The following is a 17,963-nucleotide window of genomic DNA, read 5'->3' on the forward strand; positions in this document are numbered from 1 at the left end:
CGAGTGCTCAGCGGGACACGAGGCCGCGCAGGAAGAAGGCGACGTTGGCGGGGCGCTCGGCGAGGCGGCGCATGAAGTAGCCGTACCAGTCGCTGCCGTAGGGCAGGTAGACGCGGACCCTCCGGCCCATGCCGACCTGGCGCTCCTGCTCCGCTGTCCGGATGCCGTAGAGCATCTGCAGCTCGTAGTCGTCGCCACTGCGGCCGTGGTGGGCGGCGAGGCGGGTCGCGGCCTCGATCATCGACTGGTCGTGAGTCGCGACCATCGGGTAGGCGCCCTGCGCGAAGAGGACGGCCAGGCACCGACGGTAGGCCGAGTCGACCTCCGCCTTGCTCGTGTGGGCGACGGTGCGGGGCTCGCGGTAGGCGCCCTTGACGAGCCGGACCCGGGAGCCGGGGTGGGCCAGGTCGCGCACGTCGGCCTCGGTGCGGTAGAGGCAGGACTGGACGACGGCCCCGACCCACGGGAAGTCGGCGCGGAGCGTCCGCAGGATCGCCAGCGTCGACTCGACCGTCGTGTGGTCCTCCATGTCGAGGGTGACGGTCGTGCCGGCGTCCCGCGCGGCCGCGCAGATCACCCTCGCGTTCTCCAGCGCGAAGCTCGAGCCGCCGCCGGATAGGGCCTGGCCGAGAGCCGACAGCTTGAGCGAGACCTCGGCGCTCCCGGCGAGACCCTCGTCGGAGAGACGGCCGAGCAGGGCCGTGTAGGCGTCGCGCGTGGCCTCGGCCTGGGCGCGCTCGGTCGTGTCCTCGCCGAGGTGGTCGATGGTGACGGCGAGGCCTCGCTCGGTCAGGGCGCGGACGGCGGCCACGGCGTCCGACGCACTCTCGCCCGCGACGAAGCGGTCGACGAGGCCCCGGGACACCCGGGAGGTGGACACGAGACTGCGGACTCGGGGCGACCTCGAGGCCGCGAGCAGAGCGGGACCGAGCACGGGGCGACTCCTTCATGGGGCGGCAGCGACAGGAGCGACGCTAAGACCGGCCACAGGCGGTCGTCACCGAGCAGGAGTACGCAATTCGATCAGTATTCTTCATACATTCGTCTGATCTAGGCACTCCGCCGCTCGCTGGAAGGAGCCGGATGACCCGCGACCTGCAGGAGATCGTGGACCTCGCCTCGCGCCTGCTCGACCACTCGGCCCTGCTCGAGGACCGCGACTTCCACCTCGTCGCCTTCCACAGCCAGCGGCCGGACATCGACGTCGTGCGCCAGCGCTCCATCCTCGAGCGAGGCTCGTCCGCGGAGGTGCGGTCGTGGTTCGAGCAGTTCGGGATCGCGACGGCGGACGGGCCCGTGCGGACCCCACCGGACCCGGCGCGTGGCGTCCTCGGTCGCCTCTGCTTCCCGGTGCGGTGGCGGGGCGTGACCTACGGCTACCTGTGGGTCATCGACCCCGATGGAGGCGTCAGCGCCAACTCGTCCGTCCCCGAGGTCGAGCACCTCGCCGACGAAGCGGGGGCGATGCTCGCCCAGCGCTCGATGGGCCGCCACGACGTCGCGATCCTCCTCGAGGGGCTGCTCTCCCCCGACGGTTCACGGTCGCATGCCGCCGCGGACGAGCTGCTCGAGCGCGAGCTGGTCTCCCCGGCGGAGTCGGTCGTCGTCGTGGAGATCCGCCTCGAGGAGTCCCGTTCGGCGGTCCCCCTCAACGTGTGGTCCCTCCCCCGCGGCGTCCTCGCGACGATCCGTCCCGGGCAGGCCACGCTGCTGGTCCGGCTCACGGACCCGAACGACCTGAGCGTGCCCTTACGGGTGGCCGCGGAGGCGCGTGAGCACCACGAGTCGTCCCCCACGGGCCGGGGTGAGCGGCTCCTCGTCGGCATCGGGGCCGCTCAGCCGTCGGTCCGGGGAGCGCGGACGAGCCACCGGCAGGCGGTGATCGGCACGCGGGTGGCCAGGCTCGGCGCGCACGGGCCCACCGTCACGTGGGACGGTCTCGGCCCCTACCGACTGCTCGGCTGCGCGTCGGAGCAGGACCTGGCCGACGCGGTCATCGACGGTCCGGCCCAGCGCCTGCTCGCCCACGCGGACCCGGAGCTGACCCGCACGGCGCTCGTCTACCTCGACGAGGCGGGCAGCATCCAGCGCACGACCCAGCGGCTCGGCATCCACCGCCAGACGGCGTACTACCGGCTGCGCCGCATCGCCGAGATCACCGGCCTCGACCTGGCGGACGGCCAGGACCGCCTGTCGCTGCACCTCGCGCTCCGCCTGGCCCCCATGGTCGGGTCGGGTGCCCCCTGACGGCGCGCCCCACTCCCCGTCGAGCGCGCACTTCATGCCGTATGCCGCTGGGCTCGCTCCCCGACTGCGCCCTGCATGCCGTATGCCGCTGGGCTCGCTCCCCGTCGAGTCCGCAGTTCGTGCCCGTCACGTCCGGGTCGACCTCAGGGACTCGACGGCATCCAGGAGCGTTGCCGCGCGGGAGTCGAAGGAGTGCCGGGTCCGGATGTCCTCGGCCTGCTCGAGGATCTCGTCCCGCGTGCCGAACAGCGCAGCACCATCGGGGCTGCAGAGGTGCCGCAGCTCCTGCACGCTGTCGTAGGTCTGGACCGCCGAGCCGAAGACGTCTCGCAGGCCGACCACGTCGTCGGAGATGACGCGGGCGCCGGAGGCGACGGCGTCGAACAGCCGGTTCTGGATGAACCCCAGCTCGGCCATCTCGGGCCAGTGGTCGGCCAGGACGCGGGACGCGCTGCGATACACCGCGGACAGCTCGCGGTTGTCGACGTGCTCCGCCTCGAGCACGGTCGGTGGCACGACGTCCTGCCACCCGCTGCCGATGACCCGCAGGTCGACACCGGCTGCGAGCGCGTCGCTGACGATCTGGCGTTCGCGGCCGGAGTGGTTGCCTCCGACGAAGACAGCTGGTCGGGTGAAGGGCTCGTCAGCCTCGGCGGGAGCGAAGCGCTCGGCATCCGTAGCTTGTAGCAGGGGGACGACGTCGCGACCTGAGAGTCGGGCCAGGGTGCGCGCCCAGGAGGGCGACGCGGAGTAGACCAGGTCGAAGCCACGCGCCTCCACGGGGGTGACGATCTCGGGGTGGCTGATGACCCAGAGGATGTTGATGATTCCCGGGATCGGAGCGACCAGGTCGAGCCCACGGAGCACGAGGCTGACGTCGTCGAAGACGTGCGTGGTGTCCTGGTTCGCTCTGTGCCGGTAGGTGACGACCTCCTGGCCCCTGCGCCGCAGCGCTGCGGCCAGGGACTCGGCGTAGCTCGTGTCTCCCCAGCGGTCCCCCTTGGCTCCGCCCGCCGAGGCGTAGCGGAGTCCCCAGCGCAGCGGGGCCCCGGGCCGGTCCCGCACCCAGATGGGCCGCAGCCCCGGGACGAGACGCCCGTCCGTGCCGATCCGCTCGACCCGCAGCCGAACTGCGGCGAGCTTCTCGAGCTCAGGCGCCGGGAGTCGACCGTGCCACCGCTCCATGAAGAGCTGCCGGTTGGCGTCGATGTGCTTCCCCCGACCCGGGGTCTTGCTCTCCAGGTGCTGGAACCGGACGGTGGGCTCGACGGCGAAGCACCCCTCGCTCGTCGCCTCCCCCGCCCGCAGGCAGAGGTCGACGTCCTCCATGCCGTTGACGAACCGGGGGTCGAAGCCGCGCAGCCGGAGCACGTCGGTCCGGCGCATCAGCAGCGCCGCGGCGGTGACGGCCCGGAAACGCAGGTCGCGAGCCACCTCGCCGTCCTCGGGCGGCAGGCCGGAGAGGAAGTGGACCGGGAGGTGGTTGTCGGCGACGAAGACCGTCCCGGCTGCCTGGATCGAGTTGTCCGGGTAGAGCAGCAGGGGCTGGACGCCGAGGCACCGCGCGTCCTGCAGCCTGGCGACGAGGGACGTCAGGCCCTCCCCCGGGGCGACCGTGTCGTTGTTGAGGAAGAAGACGTACTCGCCGGTGGCCTCGGCCACCCCGAGGTTGGAGCCCACGGCGAAGCTCAGGTTTGTCGGCAGGTGGACGACACGCACTCGCGGGTCACTGGCCCACAGCTGGGCCAGCACCAGCCCCACGTCGAGGTGCGAGCCGTTGTCGACGACGATGACCTCGACGTCGCCCGGGCCGTCGAGGATCGAGTCGACCGCGCCGGTGGTCATCGCGAAGTCCTCGAGGGTCGGGATGACCACCGAGACCCGGCCGGGGACATTTCGGTCCGTCTCCTGCTGCAGCCGGTCCCAGTCGACGAGGCTCTTGCCGAGCACCGCGAGCTGCCAGTTCTCTGACTCCGGGGCGTGGCCAGGCGAGGCCGCCCCGTCTGGCCACGGCGACGCGACCGCGTCGGAGCCGTCCTGGCGACACCCGATGAAGGGGAAGAACACCGGCTCCTCACGCCGGGCGATGCGGATGGCGAGGTCGTGGGCGAGCCCGCCCCGCAGCTCCTCGTCGAAGCCACCCACCTCCGTCACCAGCGAGCGCCGGGCGACGAGGACGTTGAGGTCGATGTGGTTCCTCACGAGGAGGTCGTCGAGACCACCCCGGTGGGCTCGGTAGGACGTCGAGTCGTCCGACCGGACCTCGACCGCCGAGTAGGCGGCGCCGGCCCCTTCCCGCCGCAGGCCCTTGATCATGAGCTCGAGGAACTCTGGGTCCCAAGCGTGCTCGGCGTCGAGGAAGGCGACGTGCTCGGCCCGCGCAGCCCCGAGGCCCGCGTTGAGTGCCGCGGCCAGACCGGTGTGGGACTGCTCGACGAGGCGGATGCGGCCATCACCGCCCGCCAGCGATCGGACGACCTCGACCGTGGCGTCCTCGGAGCCGTCGTCGACGACGACGAGCTCCCAGGCGTCGAGCGTCTGGGCCTGGACGGATCTGATGGCGCCCGCGATGGCTGTCTCGCGGTTCCAGCTCGGCATGATGACGCTGACGAGGGGCTGGTCGTCACCGGCAGAGGGCACGTCCTGGCTGGATGTCGGTGCCCGCCAGTCTCTCTCGGCCGCCGCATCCCAGCTCTTGGTGACGCGCGGCCGTCGCCGGCGACGGCCGGCGCGGACGCTGACGAGGTAGTCCTCGGTTGCCGTGCGCACGTCGCCCCACAGAGCGGTCCGCCCCGGTGCGGGCAGCGGCGTGTCGTCGGTCGCCTGCTGGAGGAACAGCCCGAGGCACCCGCCGGGGTGCTCACGCGAGGCCGTCGCCCGGGAACCCAGCAACGCGGGGTCGAAGAGCGGCCCGAGCGGCCCGATCGTGACGGGGTCCCCGCGCAGGTGGGCCAGGACTGCGTCGATGTCTCCGCCTCTCCACGTCGACTGGACCGGCTCGGGCAAGGCCGTCACCCGGACGAGCGGGTGGGGCGAGGAGAGACGTGCCATCCCGACGGAGAGGAAGTGGGAGGCGGCCTCCTCCGCACTCGCGAACTCACGGTTGGCGACCACTTCATAGAAGTCCGCGTCGACGATGCCGGTCGCGATCAGGTCCGCGGCGAAGGGATGGCCCCGCCAGCTGCCCCCGTGCGACGCCGGTGCGTCGGAGACGAGCGCTGGGGCCATGCGCTTCTCCCAGCGAGCGGCCCTCGCGCGAGAGTCGGCCACCCGGGCGTCGATCCTGGAGAGCTCGCGCGAGGTGGCTACCGACAGGCGACGCAGCTGGACGGCGATCCCGACGAGCGCGATGAGCTGGGCCACGCCGAGGGTCACGACGGCCGCCGTGGTCCGCCCCTGCACGACCAGCACACCCGCCACGAGCACCAGGCCGCCGAGCATGACGAGGAGGGCGATGAGCACCGCGCTGCGTCTGCCCAGCCGGCGCGGCCCGGTCACGGCCCGCTTGGCCCCGCTCAGCCCAGAGCTCATGCCTGTCTCCCGTGCGCCTCGTCACGCATGGTCGAGCGGTGCGGGATCGGTCAACGACTGCGCCGCTCGCCCTGCCTTCTCGGTCTGTTGAGGCAGCCTCTCACGACGTGCCACCACCCGTGGGGCCGGAGCGGGGGCCTCCCTGGAGGCGGCTGGGTCAGGGCTTGTCTCCTACACTGACGGCTCGTGTCCACCTATGGCCCCTCCAGCCCACCCGACGACGCCACCCAGGTCGAGCCTGAAGACGGCGGCGACGCACTCTTCCACGACCGGGCAAGCCGTCACGACGCGCAGAAGAAGCAGCGCGAGAAGCGGCGCAACCGCCGGGTCCTCGTCGCCGCGCTCGTCCTGCTGCTGGTGCCCGTGCTGGCCGTCGGGGGCTACCTGGTCTGGCTCAACCAGATCGTCTCGTCGAACATCAAGCAGGAGCAGCTGCTCCCGGACGTGCCGGGGCCCACGAACGACAAGGGCGAGACGATCGAGCAGCCGACGGGCAACGGCACGAACTACCTGCTCATCGGCAGCGACGCGGGGCCCGGCCGGGTGGGCGGCAGGTCGGACGTCATGGTCCTCGTGCACGTGCCGGAGGACAAGCACAACGTCACGCTGATCCACTTCCCGCGCGACCTCTACGTCTCGATCCCGGACCACGGCAAGAACAAGCTCAACGCGGCCTTCGCCTTCGGCGGCTCGCCGCTGCTCGTCCAGACGATGCAGAACCTGCTCGGGGCCGAGATCGACCACGTCGCGATGGTCGACTTCGAGGGCTTCAAGCGGATGACCGACGCGGTGGGAGGCGTCGAGGTCAAGGTCGAGGAGGGCTCCACGGGCAACGGGGTCACCTTCACCGAGGGCACCATGCACATGGACGGCGAGACGGCTCTCATCTTCGTCCGCCAGCGCAAGCAGCTCAGCGAGGGCGACATCTCGCGCGGCAAGCGCCAGCAGGCGTTCATCAAGGCGCTGATGCTCAAGACGCTGAGCGCAGAGACGTTGACGAACCCGGTCCGCCTCAAGGACTTCATCGACGCCGCGACGAGCAACCTGATCGTCGACCAGGACCTCGACGTGGGGACGATGCGCTCCGAGGCCTTCGCCATGAAGGGCCTGCGCGGCCGCGACGTCCGCTTCATCACGGCCCCCTTCACCGGCTTCGGCACGAGCCCCGAGGGCGCGTCGATCGACATCGTGGACGAAGTGGCCATGGACTCCCTTGGTGAGGCGATCCGCACGGACATGGTGGACGACTACCAGGACTGAGGGCTTCGGGGCCGCGCTTGTGACGTCCGAGGCACAAGGGCGTTTGCGAGTCGTCGCTGTCGGGTATGTCGGGTAGCCTTCGCCCCGGATGGCCTTGATCAGGGGGGCCACGGGGAAACACAGAGACCGCCAACGTGCCGCAGACAACTCACACATGAGGATCCTGCTCCTCACCCACAACTACGAGCCGGAGCTCGGTGCCCCCCAGCAGCGCTGGGGGGCCTTCGTCCGGCGCTTCCGCGAGCGCGGGCACCACGTCACCGTCGTCACACCGCCGCCGCACCAGCCGCCCGAGCTGCTCATCGACGACTCGGCCTACCCCCGCCCCGGCCAGGTCCACCTCGGGCGCTATGGCGAGGTCGTCCACCGGGCCCACTTCCGCCCGCAGGGGCATGCCCTCGGGACACGCATCGTCGACCAGGTCGTCACGGCGGCCGACTCGACGCGTCTGTCGCTCGTCCGGCTGCGCAAGCACCGGCCTGACGTCGTCGTCGCGACGGCTCCCGCGATCCCGACCCTGGGATCGGGCGCGGTCGTCGCCGCCGCGCTGCGCGCGCCACTCGTCACCGAGATGCGGGACGCGTGGCCCGACCTGCTCGCCGTGGCCGACGAGTGGGACGAGGATGCCGTCCCGCCGGGCCGCGCTCGCGCCCTCGTCCACTCGCGGCTGATCAAGGCCGCGAGCATCGGGATGTCGACGATCCAGAGACGCTCGGCTGCGGTCATCACGACGACGGACACCTTCGCCGAGGCCCTTCGGGACCGGGGCCTGCGCGAGGTCCACGTCATCCGCAACGGCGCTCATCCCGTGCCGCGCTACCCACGCCATCTGCCCCGCGTCCCGGACGGTGAGCTGCACGTCCTCTACCTCGGCACGGTCGGCCGCGCCCAGGGTCTCGGCGCCGCGGTCCTGGCCGCTCGCCAGGCCTTCGCCGCCGGTGTCCCGATCCGCCTGCGGATCGTCGGTGCGGGCGCGGAATACGATGCCGTGGCTGAGATGGCCGCCAAGGGCGACGTCCCGATCGAGATGGTCGGGCAGGTGCCGAGGAGCCAGGTCGCGGTGCACTATGCCTGGGCAGACACGCTCCTGGTGCACCTGCGCCAGTGGCCGGCCCTGTCGGTGACGGTGCCCTCGAAGCTCTACGAGGCGATGTCGCTCGGGCTGCACATCACCGGTGTCGTCGACGGCGAGGCCGCCCAGATCGTCCGCGAGACGCGGGCCGGGTCGACGCTGACCCCCGGGGACCCGCACGCGCTCGCCGAGCTGTGGGACAAGCTCGCCACCGACCCGAGCGGTCTGGTCGTCGGCGACGAGGGGAGGCGGTGGACCCAGGTCCACGCCGACGACGACAGTCTGGCCACGCGCTATCTCGCGGTCCTCGAGCGGATCGCGAGCCGCCGTGGCTGACCGGGTCGCATCGCTCCGGTCGGCCACCCGCAACCTCGTGCTCCTCGGTCGCACCGCGGTGCGCCACGCGCAGGACGACCCGATGCTGCTGTCGGTCCAGACGCTTCGCCGCCTCCCGGCCCCCGTCCGCGGGCGCGTCGCGGCGGCGCTGCTGTCGGGCGGCTCCCCGGCCTCCGTGCGTCACGCCCTCGCCCACTTCCTCGCCGACCATCCTGCCGACGCGCGGGAGTCGCTCACGGGGGCTCGTCCCGGGTCGACGATCGCTCGCCGGGTCGCCGCCGAGATCGACATCGCCCTGGGCGGCATCGCCCCCGTCGACGCCTCTCCCCTGCTCCTCGCCCGCTCCGCATGGCAGCGGGGTGACGTGAGCGAAGCGGCAGCCGTCGCCGCCACCTCCCAGCGTCGAGGCGGGAGGAGGTATGCCGCTGTGCTCGCTTCCGAGCGCGACCTCCTCACGCCGGGGTTCCGTCTCCGGCAGCCGGCCGCCCCGGCGAGGGCGGGTGCGTCGGGGAGCGAGCCCAGCGGCATACGGCCGCTTCACCTGCTCATCAACTCGCTGCCGTGGACGCAGTCCGGCTACTCCCTGCGCAGCCACGCCATCCTGCGGGCGCAGCAGGCGGCCGGGATGACCGTGGAGGCGATGACCCGGATCGGCTATCCCGTCGTCGTGGGGCTGCCCCACGCCCGCGATCTCGACGTCGTCGACGGGATCACCTACCGCCGGGTCGTGCCGGGGCGGCTGGCCGCGACGCCGACCGGGCGTCTGGAGCAGACGGTCGAGGCCGTGGTCGAGCGGGCTCGGGACTTCGGCGCGACGGTGCTGCACACGACCACGCACTACCCCAACGCCCTCACCGCGCAGGCTGCTGCCGGCGCGCTCGGGGTGCCGTGGGTCTACGAGGTGCGCGGGCAGCTCGAGAAGTCCTGGCTGGCTCGGCGGCCGCCCGAGGACCAGGAGCGCGCGGCGACCAGCGAGCGCTACCTCCTCGCTCGCGCTCGGGAGACCGAGATGGCCCTGGCGGCCGACCACGTGGTGACACTGTCGACGGCCCTGCGCGACGACCTCGTGGACCAGGGCGTCCCCGCCGAGCGGATCTCCCTCGTGCCCAACGCCGTGGACTCACGCCTGCTCGCGCTGAACGATGACGGCGACACCCCGGCGCGAGCGCGGGCGCGGCTCGGCCTGCCCGAGGACGGCTTCTGGGTCGGCTCGGTGTCGTCGATCGTCGACTACGAGGGCTTCGACGTGCTCGTCCGCGCTGTGGCCCTGCTGCGGGCCGAGGGCGTGCCGGTGCGGTGCGCGATCGTCGGCGACGGCGTGGCCCGCCCCGGGTTGGGACGCCTGGCCTCGCGGCTGGGGGTCTCGGACGCTGTCCTGCTGCCCGGCCGAGTGCCACGCGACGAGGCGATCCGGTGGCACCGGGCGCTCGACGCCTTCGTCGTGCCCCGCCTCGACACCGAGGTGTGCCGCACGGTGACGCCGCTCAAGCCGATCGAGGCGATGGCGCTCGGGCGGCCCGTCGTGGCCTCCGACCTGCCGGCACTGGCCGAGGTCGTGACCGAGCCGGCGACCGGGCTGGTCGCCGCCCCCGGTGACCAGGTGGCCCTGGCCGGGGCGCTGGGCCGACTGGCAGCCGACCCCGATCTCGTGGCACGGTTGGGCGCCAACGGCCACCTCTTCGCGCGGACCCGCACGTGGGAGGCGCAGGCCGAGACGTATCGGTCGATCTATCAGCGGTTGGGGGTGTCTCGTGGCGCGTGACTCGCACCGGCGACACGTCCGCCGGTCGCCGCTCGACGAGCTCGAGGACGTCAACTTCGAGCGGGTCGACATCAGCCGCCTCACTCCCGTCGGCGTGCGGCCGAGCCTGGCGCGTTACGTCTGGGGCCTGCACCAGCGGCGTCACTTCATCTGGGCGGACGCCCGCGCCAAGGCCTTCTCGGGCAACAAGGACACGATCCTCGGCAACCTCTGGCTCATCGGGCGACCGATCCTCGACGGCTTCGCCTTCTATGTCATCTTCGGGATCGTGCTCGGAACCAGCCGTGGGGTGCAGAACTTCATCGGCTTCCTCCTCGTCGGCGTCTTCATGTTCTCCTTCACCTCCAGGTCGCTGACCGGGGGCGCCGGGGTGATGAAGGGCGGCCAGAACCTGATCCGGGCGTTCTCCTTCCCCCGGGCCGCGATCCCGATCGCCCTGCTCATCCGCGAGACGCTGTCGATGATCCCGGTGATCATCACCATGCTGCTGATGATCACCGTCATCCCACCCCACGCCGTGATCACGTGGAGATGGGGGCTCTTCCCCCTCGTCTTCCTGCTGCTGACCATGTTCAATGCCGGCCTGATCTTCTACGCCGCCCGCATCACCAGCGCCATCCCGGACCTGCGCCACGTGCTGTCCTTCATCTCCCGCTTCTGGCTCTACGGATCGGGAGTGATGTTCTCGATGGAGCGGTTCATCACTCACCCGACGATGCTCGAGATCGTCCAGCTCAACCCGGCGTACTGCGCGATCGAGCTCTCCCGCGAGCTCCTGGTCTATGGCACGACGCCCGACCTCAAGCTGTGGTTCACGCTGGGGGCCTGGGCCGTCGTGACCCCGGTGCTGGGGTTCCTCTACTTCTGGCAGGCAGAGGAGGAGTACGGCCGTGCCTGAGCCCAGCGACACCGCCGGCCGGCTCGAGCTCCCCGAAGGATTCCCGGATGAGACCCCGAAGAAGGGCATCGTCGTGCCCATCGGGGAGCCGACCGTGATGGTCCGCAACCTCTCGGTCCACTATCGCGTGCCCACGAGCGAGCGCGGATCCGGTGGGGTGCTCTCTCGCCTCGGCTGGTCCCGCCACGTCACCGTCAAGGCCGTGCGCAACGTCACGTTCGTCGCCCGGTCCGGCGAGTCGATCGGCGTCGTGGGCCACAACGGCTCCGGCAAGAGCACGCTCCTGCGCGTCATCGCCGGCCTGGAGACGCCGACTCGGGGCACCGTGCTCGCCACGGCGACGCCCTCGTTCCTCGGCGTCAACGCCGCGCTCATGCCAGAGATGTCCGGCCTGGCCAACGTGCGGCTCGGGCTGCTCGCCATGGGCAAGACCCCGCGCGAGGTCCGGGCAGCCATCCCGGACGTCGTCGAGCTCGCGGGACTGGGCGACTCGATCCACCTGCCGATGAAGACCTACTCCTCCGGAATGGGCGCGCGGCTGCGCTTCGCCATCGCCGCCTCGGCGCGCCCGGAGATCCTGCTGATTGACGAGGCGCTGGCCACCGGTGACGCGGCCACCAAGGAGCGCAGCGAGGCGAGAATGGCCGAGATCCGCCGCGAGGCGGGCACCATCTTCCTCGTGTCCCATGCCGCCCAGACCATCGAGGAGATGTGCACCCGCGCGATCTGGCTGCACAAGGGGGAAATGGTCCTCGACGGGCCCGCGTACGAAACGGCCCGCGCCTACCGGTGGTGGGCCTGGAACGTCTCCAAGGGCGAGCACGAGAAGGCGGAGAAGCTCCTGAGCGACGCCCGAGCACAGTTGCGCCTGACGCACGTGGCGCCTCACGACAGCACCTCCAAGAGGTACATCTCCCGCCACCGGCCAGGGATCTGAGCCCCTCGTGATCCGGACCTTCATCTATGGCAGCTGCGTGTCCCGCGACACCTTTGAGTTCCTCGACCCCAATGAGTTCACACTGCTCCGGTATGTCGCACGGTCCTCACTTGTCAGCGCCTGCTCCCCACCGGGGCCAGACCCGCTCCCCGCGGAGCACAACCTATCTCCCTTCCAGTTGAGGCAGGTTCACACCGACACGGCATCGGCGCTGCCGCCCTTGCTGCGGGATCTGGCTGGAAAGATCGATCTTCTTCTGTGGGATCTCGTGGACGAGCGGCTTGGCTTCTTTGAGGACGGCGAGGGTCATGTAGTAACCGATTCCGTAGAGCTGCGCAAGGCTGGGATCCAAGGCGTCCTAGCGAGGTTTCAGCACTTTGCCTTCGGAACTTCGCCGCACCTAGAACGCTTCCGGTCCACCCTTCCGCGGTGGCGCGAGTTCTTGGATGACGCAAGGTTGATCAACCGAGTTGCGGTCTTGGCCCCACCGTGGGCCGAGACAGATGTTAACGGGGAGGACGCACCCCCTAGTTTCGGCATGACTGGGGCAGAAGGTAACCGGCTGCTCAAGCCCTACTATGACGCAGTCAGTGAACTCGTGGGCGTCCCCCTGTTGGGTCGGGGCATCCAGACCCACACCGACCAGGCGCATAAGTGGGGCCCCGCGCCGTTCCACTACTCCGCGACCGCCTATCACTCGCTGGTTGTGGAGCTGGAGCGGTGGACCAAGGTGGGTCCCCCCCGCGCTTGACAGACTCCGCGTGTGGCCGGGCTCGCGTGCGAACTCTGCGACGCCGGGGGACCGGGATCGGTCGGCTTCACCTCATCAGGCGTTTGCGTGCCCGCCAGATACGAACCTGCATGGAGCCGAGGCGAGAGCGCCGTAGGGCTTCCAGGCGACCTGCGTGGACGTCCCGCTGCTTTTCGACGTGAATCAACCTCTTGCGCAGCCCCGACCGCTCCGCCTCAAGAACCTTGACGCGATCTTCCAGCTCCAGAACCGTAGCGTCCTTCTTCGGCCCGGCTGGCGTGGCATCGCTGGAGTCCGCTCTGTCATCCGGCAGACTCGGTGGTGGTTGGATCGTCGTCCGCGCATGTGCAGCGCGTTCTACAACGAGATCAAAGAGGTGGCTGGACATGAGGGGCATGCCATTGTCGCTCTCCTCTCGTTGTACGCGGGGGTCGAGCCGGAGGAAGGGCCCTAGACGTCGCGGTAGTGACCCGGTCGCGTGTGCCAGGCGGAGCAAGTCGTTGCTCGCGATCTCCCGCAGGTCTATAACGATCGAGCCATCCGCCTGGCTGTAGACTCCCGGTTCCCCGTTTTGCGAACCATGACCGGGGATCGCATAGGGTTCCGCCCTATCTCCGACGAGTTGAAATAGGGTCGGCGTGAAGCGCTTAGCTGCCGCAGTGTAGGTGTAATTTCCGGCAAGATTGCTTGCCCGCCTAGCCGCCTCGGAATAGGCGTCGTGGTCGTTGCTCACGCGCAGAATCGCAGCCACAAAATCGTCCATGGACTCAGCAAACAGGGGATAATCATCCCCAAGCAGGTTGCGATGCATTTCGGTTGGATTCAGGATGCAAGGTTTTCCTAACGCACCGTATTCCAGCAGTTTGGTGGACAGTTCCAAGCTGTTAGAGAGGCGGCCCGAACGCCAGCTGATGCCAACGTCGGCAGCCAAAATCACTGCCCTCGCTGAGGCGCGGTCGAGACCCCCGTACCATCGCACCCCAGCGCTGTTTCGCAAGAGGTACTTCACCTCCGGAACAAAAGTCCTGTTTTCGGGGTCCGGACGGAAGTGGTTCCCGGCGACGGCCAGACGCAAGCTTGAATCGACGAGGTGAGCCTCGCGGAACCCGGCGATCATCTGGACCGGGTTCCAGTCCGGAAAGAACTTGCCCGTGTACACGAATCTTGTGGCGCGGAGCCTACCCGGGTCGGCTGTCAGAGCCCGAGCTGGGGTGTCAGGAACCATCGGGTACAGGGTCGTCACGCGGGGCTCTTCTCCCCGCTTTCGCAAGAAGGCGGATAGCTCCGCTCGCATATCATCCGTCTGGCAACAGAGCAGAACGCGATGTCGGCATAGCTCGAGCAAGTCCGCCGATAATTGCTCGGACGCGCCAGAACTGTCTACGAAACCAGTGACGTAAGCGAGGAGGTGTGGCCGGACACTTGGCTCGGATCTCGAGAGGGCTAGGGCCGTGACGGTGCTCCTGACCAAGACCGCATCGTAGTTTCCCGTCCGCCAGGCGCGCCCAAGCAACTGGCCCGCCTCCACCTCGGTCATACCTGAGCCTCGCAACGATTCGTCTAGCCCTATTACCCGGAGCCCATGCTCAAAGGGATCCAGAACCCTCACGTTGTGATAGGGCTCCAACTCCGAGACGACGTCATGCTTACGCAAGGGGTTAGCGAGCACGAGGTCCACCTCAATGCCTGGATCTGAGCCAAGCATTGAACTCAGGGCAGCAAGAAAGAACGAGGACCCATCTAAGACGTTGACATTGATGTGGCCGTAGATGAGGACACGAATGTTCGAGCTGGTCACCGTGACTCCTCCTGAGTCAGACGAGAGGACATCGAAATAGGCGAAATCCTCGGCTTCGCAACAGGAACTGCGAACGCCTCGACCCTATAGCGACCTCCGGGCGCGATCTGCCACTGGTGGGAATTGCTATAGCTGCGAGCCGTGCTATCGACCAGGAGATCATTGTGGAAGAGTTCGAACCAGTACAAGGCTGAATGGCCTTCGGTCAAGAAAACGGCTTTGAGAGAATCTTCGGTTCGCTCTATCACAACACGCACGCCCGAGACCAGATCGTCAGTGACGCCGGATCGCTTAATCTTCTCCATCGCGTCCGCCACTCCGAGCATCATCGCCTCAAGTTCAGTTTCAAGATACCGATAACGCTCTTCCCAGCTGCACCTCTGGTGATCACACATGCACAACCCCTCGGCGAATCAATTTCAGCTCACGCTCGATCGTGTTGGCTCGACCGCACGACTCCTGAACGGAGGTGGCGGCCGTTGTAGACATGCGCAGGTACATGTTCGGGTTGAAATAGAGACGCTCGATCTGATTCGCTAGCCCAATTGCATCTTCAGGCGCAGCCAGCAGACCGGATACGCCATCACGAACGAATTCCGAGATGGCGGATACATCGGTGCCGACGGGAACAAGGCCAGAGCTCATCGCTTCGCACATCGAAACACCTTGAGAGTCAAAGCGCGTGGGGGTTATGAAGATCCCATGCTGCGCATGAACTGCGGGAATCTCGGCCTGCTCTAGAAATCGGTTGTTGACCTCAACATTCTCAAAGGCATCCAGTGGGCTCACGGTCTCGTGAAAGAGGCCCCCTTCGCCGTACAGAGTAAATTTCAGATGGTCGAAATAGGGTCGCATGGATAGTTCTTGAATTGCCCGTACCGTCAAGTCGTTCGCATACTTTCGCGACGCGTAAGGGCGAATCGACAAGATATTGAAACGATCTTCGGCTCGCTTTGACTTGTAAGGAAACGCTTCATTATCGATGAAGTTCGGTATTACCTCGCCATGTGCCAGCTCAACACCCGCGTCGGGTTCTACGACGAACTTCTGAAACCACTCGGACACGTTGACCACAACCAGATCGAGCGACTCGTCACTGTACAGCTCACGCATGAACGTCAATTGGCCGTCGTAGTAGTCGTACTTCTTGCGCACTGCTGCCCTGATAGCCGCGGGGTCTGATACGAAGTTGAACCATCTCCGGTGCCAAGCCTCCGCTTCGAAGCCGTGCACCCAGACGGTGACAGGAACTGTCGGCGCAAACCGACGAATCGGCTCCAGCATGCTCGGCGTTGCGAAGTGCACCATGTATGAGTGGTAATGGTTGGCCGCGACAAACTGCCGGTAGGCGTCCTCGTCCCCGACGATTACCCGCACCCCCTCGTACTCGTACTCGTATGGGTCCGAGGCAGGAGGATGCAGGTAGAAGACGTCGGTCCGCACGCCTTCCGCCTGGTAGGCAACGACCCGACGGTGCAGGAACCCATTGCGATAGATGGCGGAGGGACTCGGGTACGCGTTTGCCACCAAGAGCGCTTTGATGCCAAGGAAATCGTCGTCCGCAGCGTGTCCCAATTCGGGCGTGCGAGTTTCCTGCACGCGACCAGCCTCTAACTGGGTCACCAGGACCTCACCCCAAAGTTGTGCGCTCCCGACACACCCGTGCTTTCCGAAGCGTCGAAGTCAGGGGCCGGTCCGACCACGTTGATCGCCATCGGGCGCGCAAGTCCCGCGTTAGCAACGCGATCGCTGGTATGCATCTTGGCGATACCGATGCGGGGGACGCGGTCCGGTGAGGGTTTGATGGAGCCCTGGCCAATGACGGCCACCGACATGTTGATCACTCTTTCCCTGTGCTTTAGATCATTACGTGGGCGTTTGCCAGCCCATGAACAACGACGCGCCCGCTGGCCAGCAACTCTGAAGAGGACGCCTCCCAGGTATGAGGGCTCTTCAACTTTGAGCGTGGCGCTCTGGGTGTTCACGCCGCGATGGGTCGGGGCGCGTAGCCAATGATGCGGCATCGGTAGTTCCGATGGTTGCGGTACCCGCGTCCGACCCGCTTGATGGTTTTGGCGGTCAGGTTCGCTGCCTCGGTGCGCGCGTTCGTGACCCTGGTCCGGCAGAACGTCAGCAGCTCGCGCCGCCAGGCGCGCAGGGTCCGGAACAGGGCTACCGGCTCGGGCAGGCGGGTGGCTCGTACGGCGCGCTCGAGGTGGGCCCAGTGCCGTTGGAACGAGGACGTGTCCCGGGCGGTGAGGACCTGGCGGACGTGTTCCTTGATGCCCCACGCCACAGCCAGCTCGACGTCCTCGGCCAGGATCTCCTGGAGCTTGGTCCGCTGCCGGACGGTGAGCCGGTCGCCGGCGCAGGTGAGCAGCTTGCGGTACCTCCACGGGGTGTCGGTCGCCCGGCCGCGACGCTCGTGCAGCTCCCACACCCGACGGCGCCTCACCTTGGTGACCATCTCGTTGGCCAGCCGCACCACGTGCCAGTGGTCCACGCTGACCCTCGCCCGGGGTAGTGCCTTGCGGACGGCGGCACGGAACTCACTGGACATGTCGAGCGCGACGATCTGCACGCGCCGGCGCCACCACCGCGGCCGGGCGCCCAGCCACGCCTTGACCGTCGCGCCGCGGCGGCCGTCGACGACGTCCAGGATCGCGCCGTCGTCCAGGTCGGTGAACACGATCGACCACGGCTCGACCCGCTTCACCGTCTGGGTGTCGGGGTCGCGCAGGTAGCGCACGGTGCGGAACCGGTGCTCATCGATCCCCAGGCGCTTGACGTGCCGACGGTCGACGCCGGTGTCCAGGTCCAGGGTGGTGGTCAGCATCCGCATCACCGTCGGCCACGACAGGTCCGCCTCGTCCGCGACCCGGGACACCGCGCGCGGCTCGGCCCGGCAGGCGCTGATCACCTGCTCGGCCAGCCTCGTCGTCACCCGGGCCCGGGCGGGCAGCTGCTCGGTCTCCTCGGTGAACGAGCGCCGCGGGCACAGCGCCTCACGGCAGGCGTAGCGCCGCTTGCGCACGAGCACGTCGAGCCGCTCACCACCGCAGGCCACGTCTTTCACGTGCTGGACCGGCCTGGCGTGCACCCGTGAGGAGAGCACCCCGCAGGACGGGCAGGCGCCCTTGCCCGTGGTCGTCTCGATCACCACCTGCCGCAGCCGCTCACCGCCAAGGGCAGGGCTGGCTGTCACGACTCGGTAGCCGGACAGGTTGAACAGGATCGACGCCGCATCGACGTCGAACGTAGGCTTGTGCACGCTCGCGGTCCTCGCTCATGAGATGTCTAGACAACACCCATGTTGGCGCAGGGCCGCGAGCCCCGCTTCAGGGCCCCACCACGCTCAAAGTTGAAGAGCC

General features: G+C 68.4%; 13 protein-coding genes. 7 read left to right on the forward strand and 6 right to left on the reverse strand.

Going from position 1 to position 17,963, the window contains the following annotated elements; all coding sequences use genetic code 11:
* Window positions 1-7: 7 nt before the first annotated feature.
* The gene (locus ABWV20_RS17795) at window positions 8-934 is read right to left on the reverse strand and encodes a proline dehydrogenase family protein (RefSeq protein WP_353357550.1); all 927 of its coding nucleotides are present in this window, start codon (window positions 932-934) and stop codon (window positions 8-10) included.
* A 149-nt stretch (window positions 935-1,083) separates the two neighbouring features.
* Here ABWV20_RS17795 and ABWV20_RS17800 point away from each other — a divergent pair, with 149 nt between their 5' ends.
* Window positions 1,084-2,247 (forward strand): PucR family transcriptional regulator, encoded by a 1,164-nt coding sequence (locus ABWV20_RS17800; RefSeq protein ID WP_353357552.1) that lies wholly within the window; start codon window positions 1,084-1,086, stop codon window positions 2,245-2,247.
* 126 nt (window positions 2,248-2,373) lie between these two features.
* Here the strand turns inward: ABWV20_RS17800 and ABWV20_RS17805 are convergent, their stop codons facing one another.
* Entirely contained in the window at window positions 2,374-5,778 is a 3,405-nt protein-coding gene (locus ABWV20_RS17805; protein WP_353357554.1) for a glycosyltransferase, read from the reverse strand.
* Window positions 5,779-5,964: 186 nt separating this feature from the next.
* Here ABWV20_RS17805 and ABWV20_RS17810 point away from each other — a divergent pair, with 186 nt between their 5' ends.
* The 6 genes from ABWV20_RS17810 (at window position 5,965) to ABWV20_RS17835 (ending at window position 12,794) form a co-directional block, all read left to right on the forward strand.
* Window positions 5,965-7,038 (forward strand): LCP family protein, encoded by a 1,074-nt coding sequence (locus tag ABWV20_RS17810; protein WP_353357556.1) that lies wholly within the window; start codon window positions 5,965-5,967, stop codon window positions 7,036-7,038.
* A 154-nt stretch (window positions 7,039-7,192) separates the two neighbouring features.
* The gene (locus tag ABWV20_RS17815) at window positions 7,193-8,446 is read left to right on the forward strand and encodes a glycosyltransferase family 4 protein (protein WP_353357558.1); all 1,254 of its coding nucleotides are present in this window, start codon (window positions 7,193-7,195) and stop codon (window positions 8,444-8,446) included.
* Window positions 8,439-10,208, forward strand: coding sequence for a glycosyltransferase family 4 protein (locus ABWV20_RS17820; RefSeq protein ID WP_353357560.1), 1,770 nt, complete (start codon window positions 8,439-8,441; stop codon window positions 10,206-10,208). Before ABWV20_RS17815 ends, ABWV20_RS17820 begins: the two co-directional genes overlap by 8 nt.
* Window positions 10,198-11,106: an ABC transporter permease gene (locus ABWV20_RS17825; protein WP_353357562.1), complete on the forward strand. Its 909-nt coding sequence runs from the start codon at window positions 10,198-10,200 to the stop codon at window positions 11,104-11,106. The genes ABWV20_RS17820 and ABWV20_RS17825 overlap by 11 nt, the downstream gene beginning before the upstream one ends.
* Window positions 11,099-12,043 carry an ABC transporter ATP-binding protein gene (locus ABWV20_RS17830; protein ID WP_353357564.1) on the forward strand — a complete coding sequence of 315 codons (945 nt, stop codon included), beginning with the start codon at window positions 11,099-11,101 and terminating at the stop codon, window positions 12,041-12,043. The genes ABWV20_RS17825 and ABWV20_RS17830 overlap by 8 nt, the downstream gene beginning before the upstream one ends.
* A 7-nt stretch (window positions 12,044-12,050) precedes the next feature.
* The gene (locus ABWV20_RS17835) at window positions 12,051-12,794 is read left to right on the forward strand and encodes a DUF6270 domain-containing protein (RefSeq protein ID WP_353357566.1); all 744 of its coding nucleotides are present in this window, start codon (window positions 12,051-12,053) and stop codon (window positions 12,792-12,794) included.
* Between the two features lie 67 nt (window positions 12,795-12,861).
* Here ABWV20_RS17835 and ABWV20_RS17840 read toward each other — a convergent pair whose 3' ends face one another.
* The 4 genes from ABWV20_RS17840 to ABWV20_RS17855 all read right to left on the reverse strand — a co-directional run bounded on the left by ABWV20_RS17840 (window position 12,862) and on the right by ABWV20_RS17855 (window position 17,863).
* Window positions 12,862-14,592, reverse strand: coding sequence for a hypothetical protein (locus ABWV20_RS17840; protein ID WP_353357568.1), 1,731 nt, complete (start codon window positions 14,590-14,592; stop codon window positions 12,862-12,864).
* Window positions 14,589-14,987 carry a hypothetical protein gene (locus ABWV20_RS17845; protein ID WP_353357570.1) on the reverse strand — a complete coding sequence of 133 codons (399 nt, stop codon included), beginning with the start codon at window positions 14,985-14,987 and terminating at the stop codon, window positions 14,589-14,591. Before ABWV20_RS17845 ends, ABWV20_RS17840 begins: the two co-directional genes overlap by 4 nt.
* Entirely contained in the window at window positions 14,980-16,215 is a 1,236-nt protein-coding gene (locus tag ABWV20_RS17850; RefSeq protein WP_353357572.1) for a glycosyltransferase family 4 protein, read from the reverse strand. Before ABWV20_RS17850 ends, ABWV20_RS17845 begins: the two co-directional genes overlap by 8 nt.
* A gap of 358 nt (window positions 16,216-16,573) precedes the next feature.
* Window positions 16,574-17,863: an ISL3 family transposase gene (locus tag ABWV20_RS17855; RefSeq protein WP_353357574.1), complete on the reverse strand. Its 1,290-nt coding sequence runs from the start codon at window positions 17,861-17,863 to the stop codon at window positions 16,574-16,576.
* Window positions 17,864-17,963: the final 100 nt, after the last annotated feature.

Source organism: Intrasporangium sp. DVR, assembly GCF_040365325.1.
Taxonomy (GTDB): Bacteria; Actinomycetota; Actinomycetes; order Actinomycetales; family Dermatophilaceae; genus Intrasporangium.

Coding starts and splice junctions, on each gene's coding strand:
- ABWV20_RS17805 (WP_353357554.1), bottom strand. CDS start 5,778: ATGAGCTCTGGGCTGAGCGGGGCCAAGCGGGCCGTGACCGGGCCGCGC.
- ABWV20_RS17800 (WP_353357552.1), top strand. CDS start 1,084: ATGACCCGCGACCTGCAGGAGATCGTGGACCTCGCCTCGCGCCTGCTC.
- ABWV20_RS17845 (WP_353357570.1), bottom strand. CDS start 14,987: ATGTGTGATCACCAGAGGTGCAGCTGGGAAGAGCGTTATCGGTATCTT.
- ABWV20_RS17815 (WP_353357558.1), top strand. CDS start 7,193: ATGAGGATCCTGCTCCTCACCCACAACTACGAGCCGGAGCTCGGTGCC.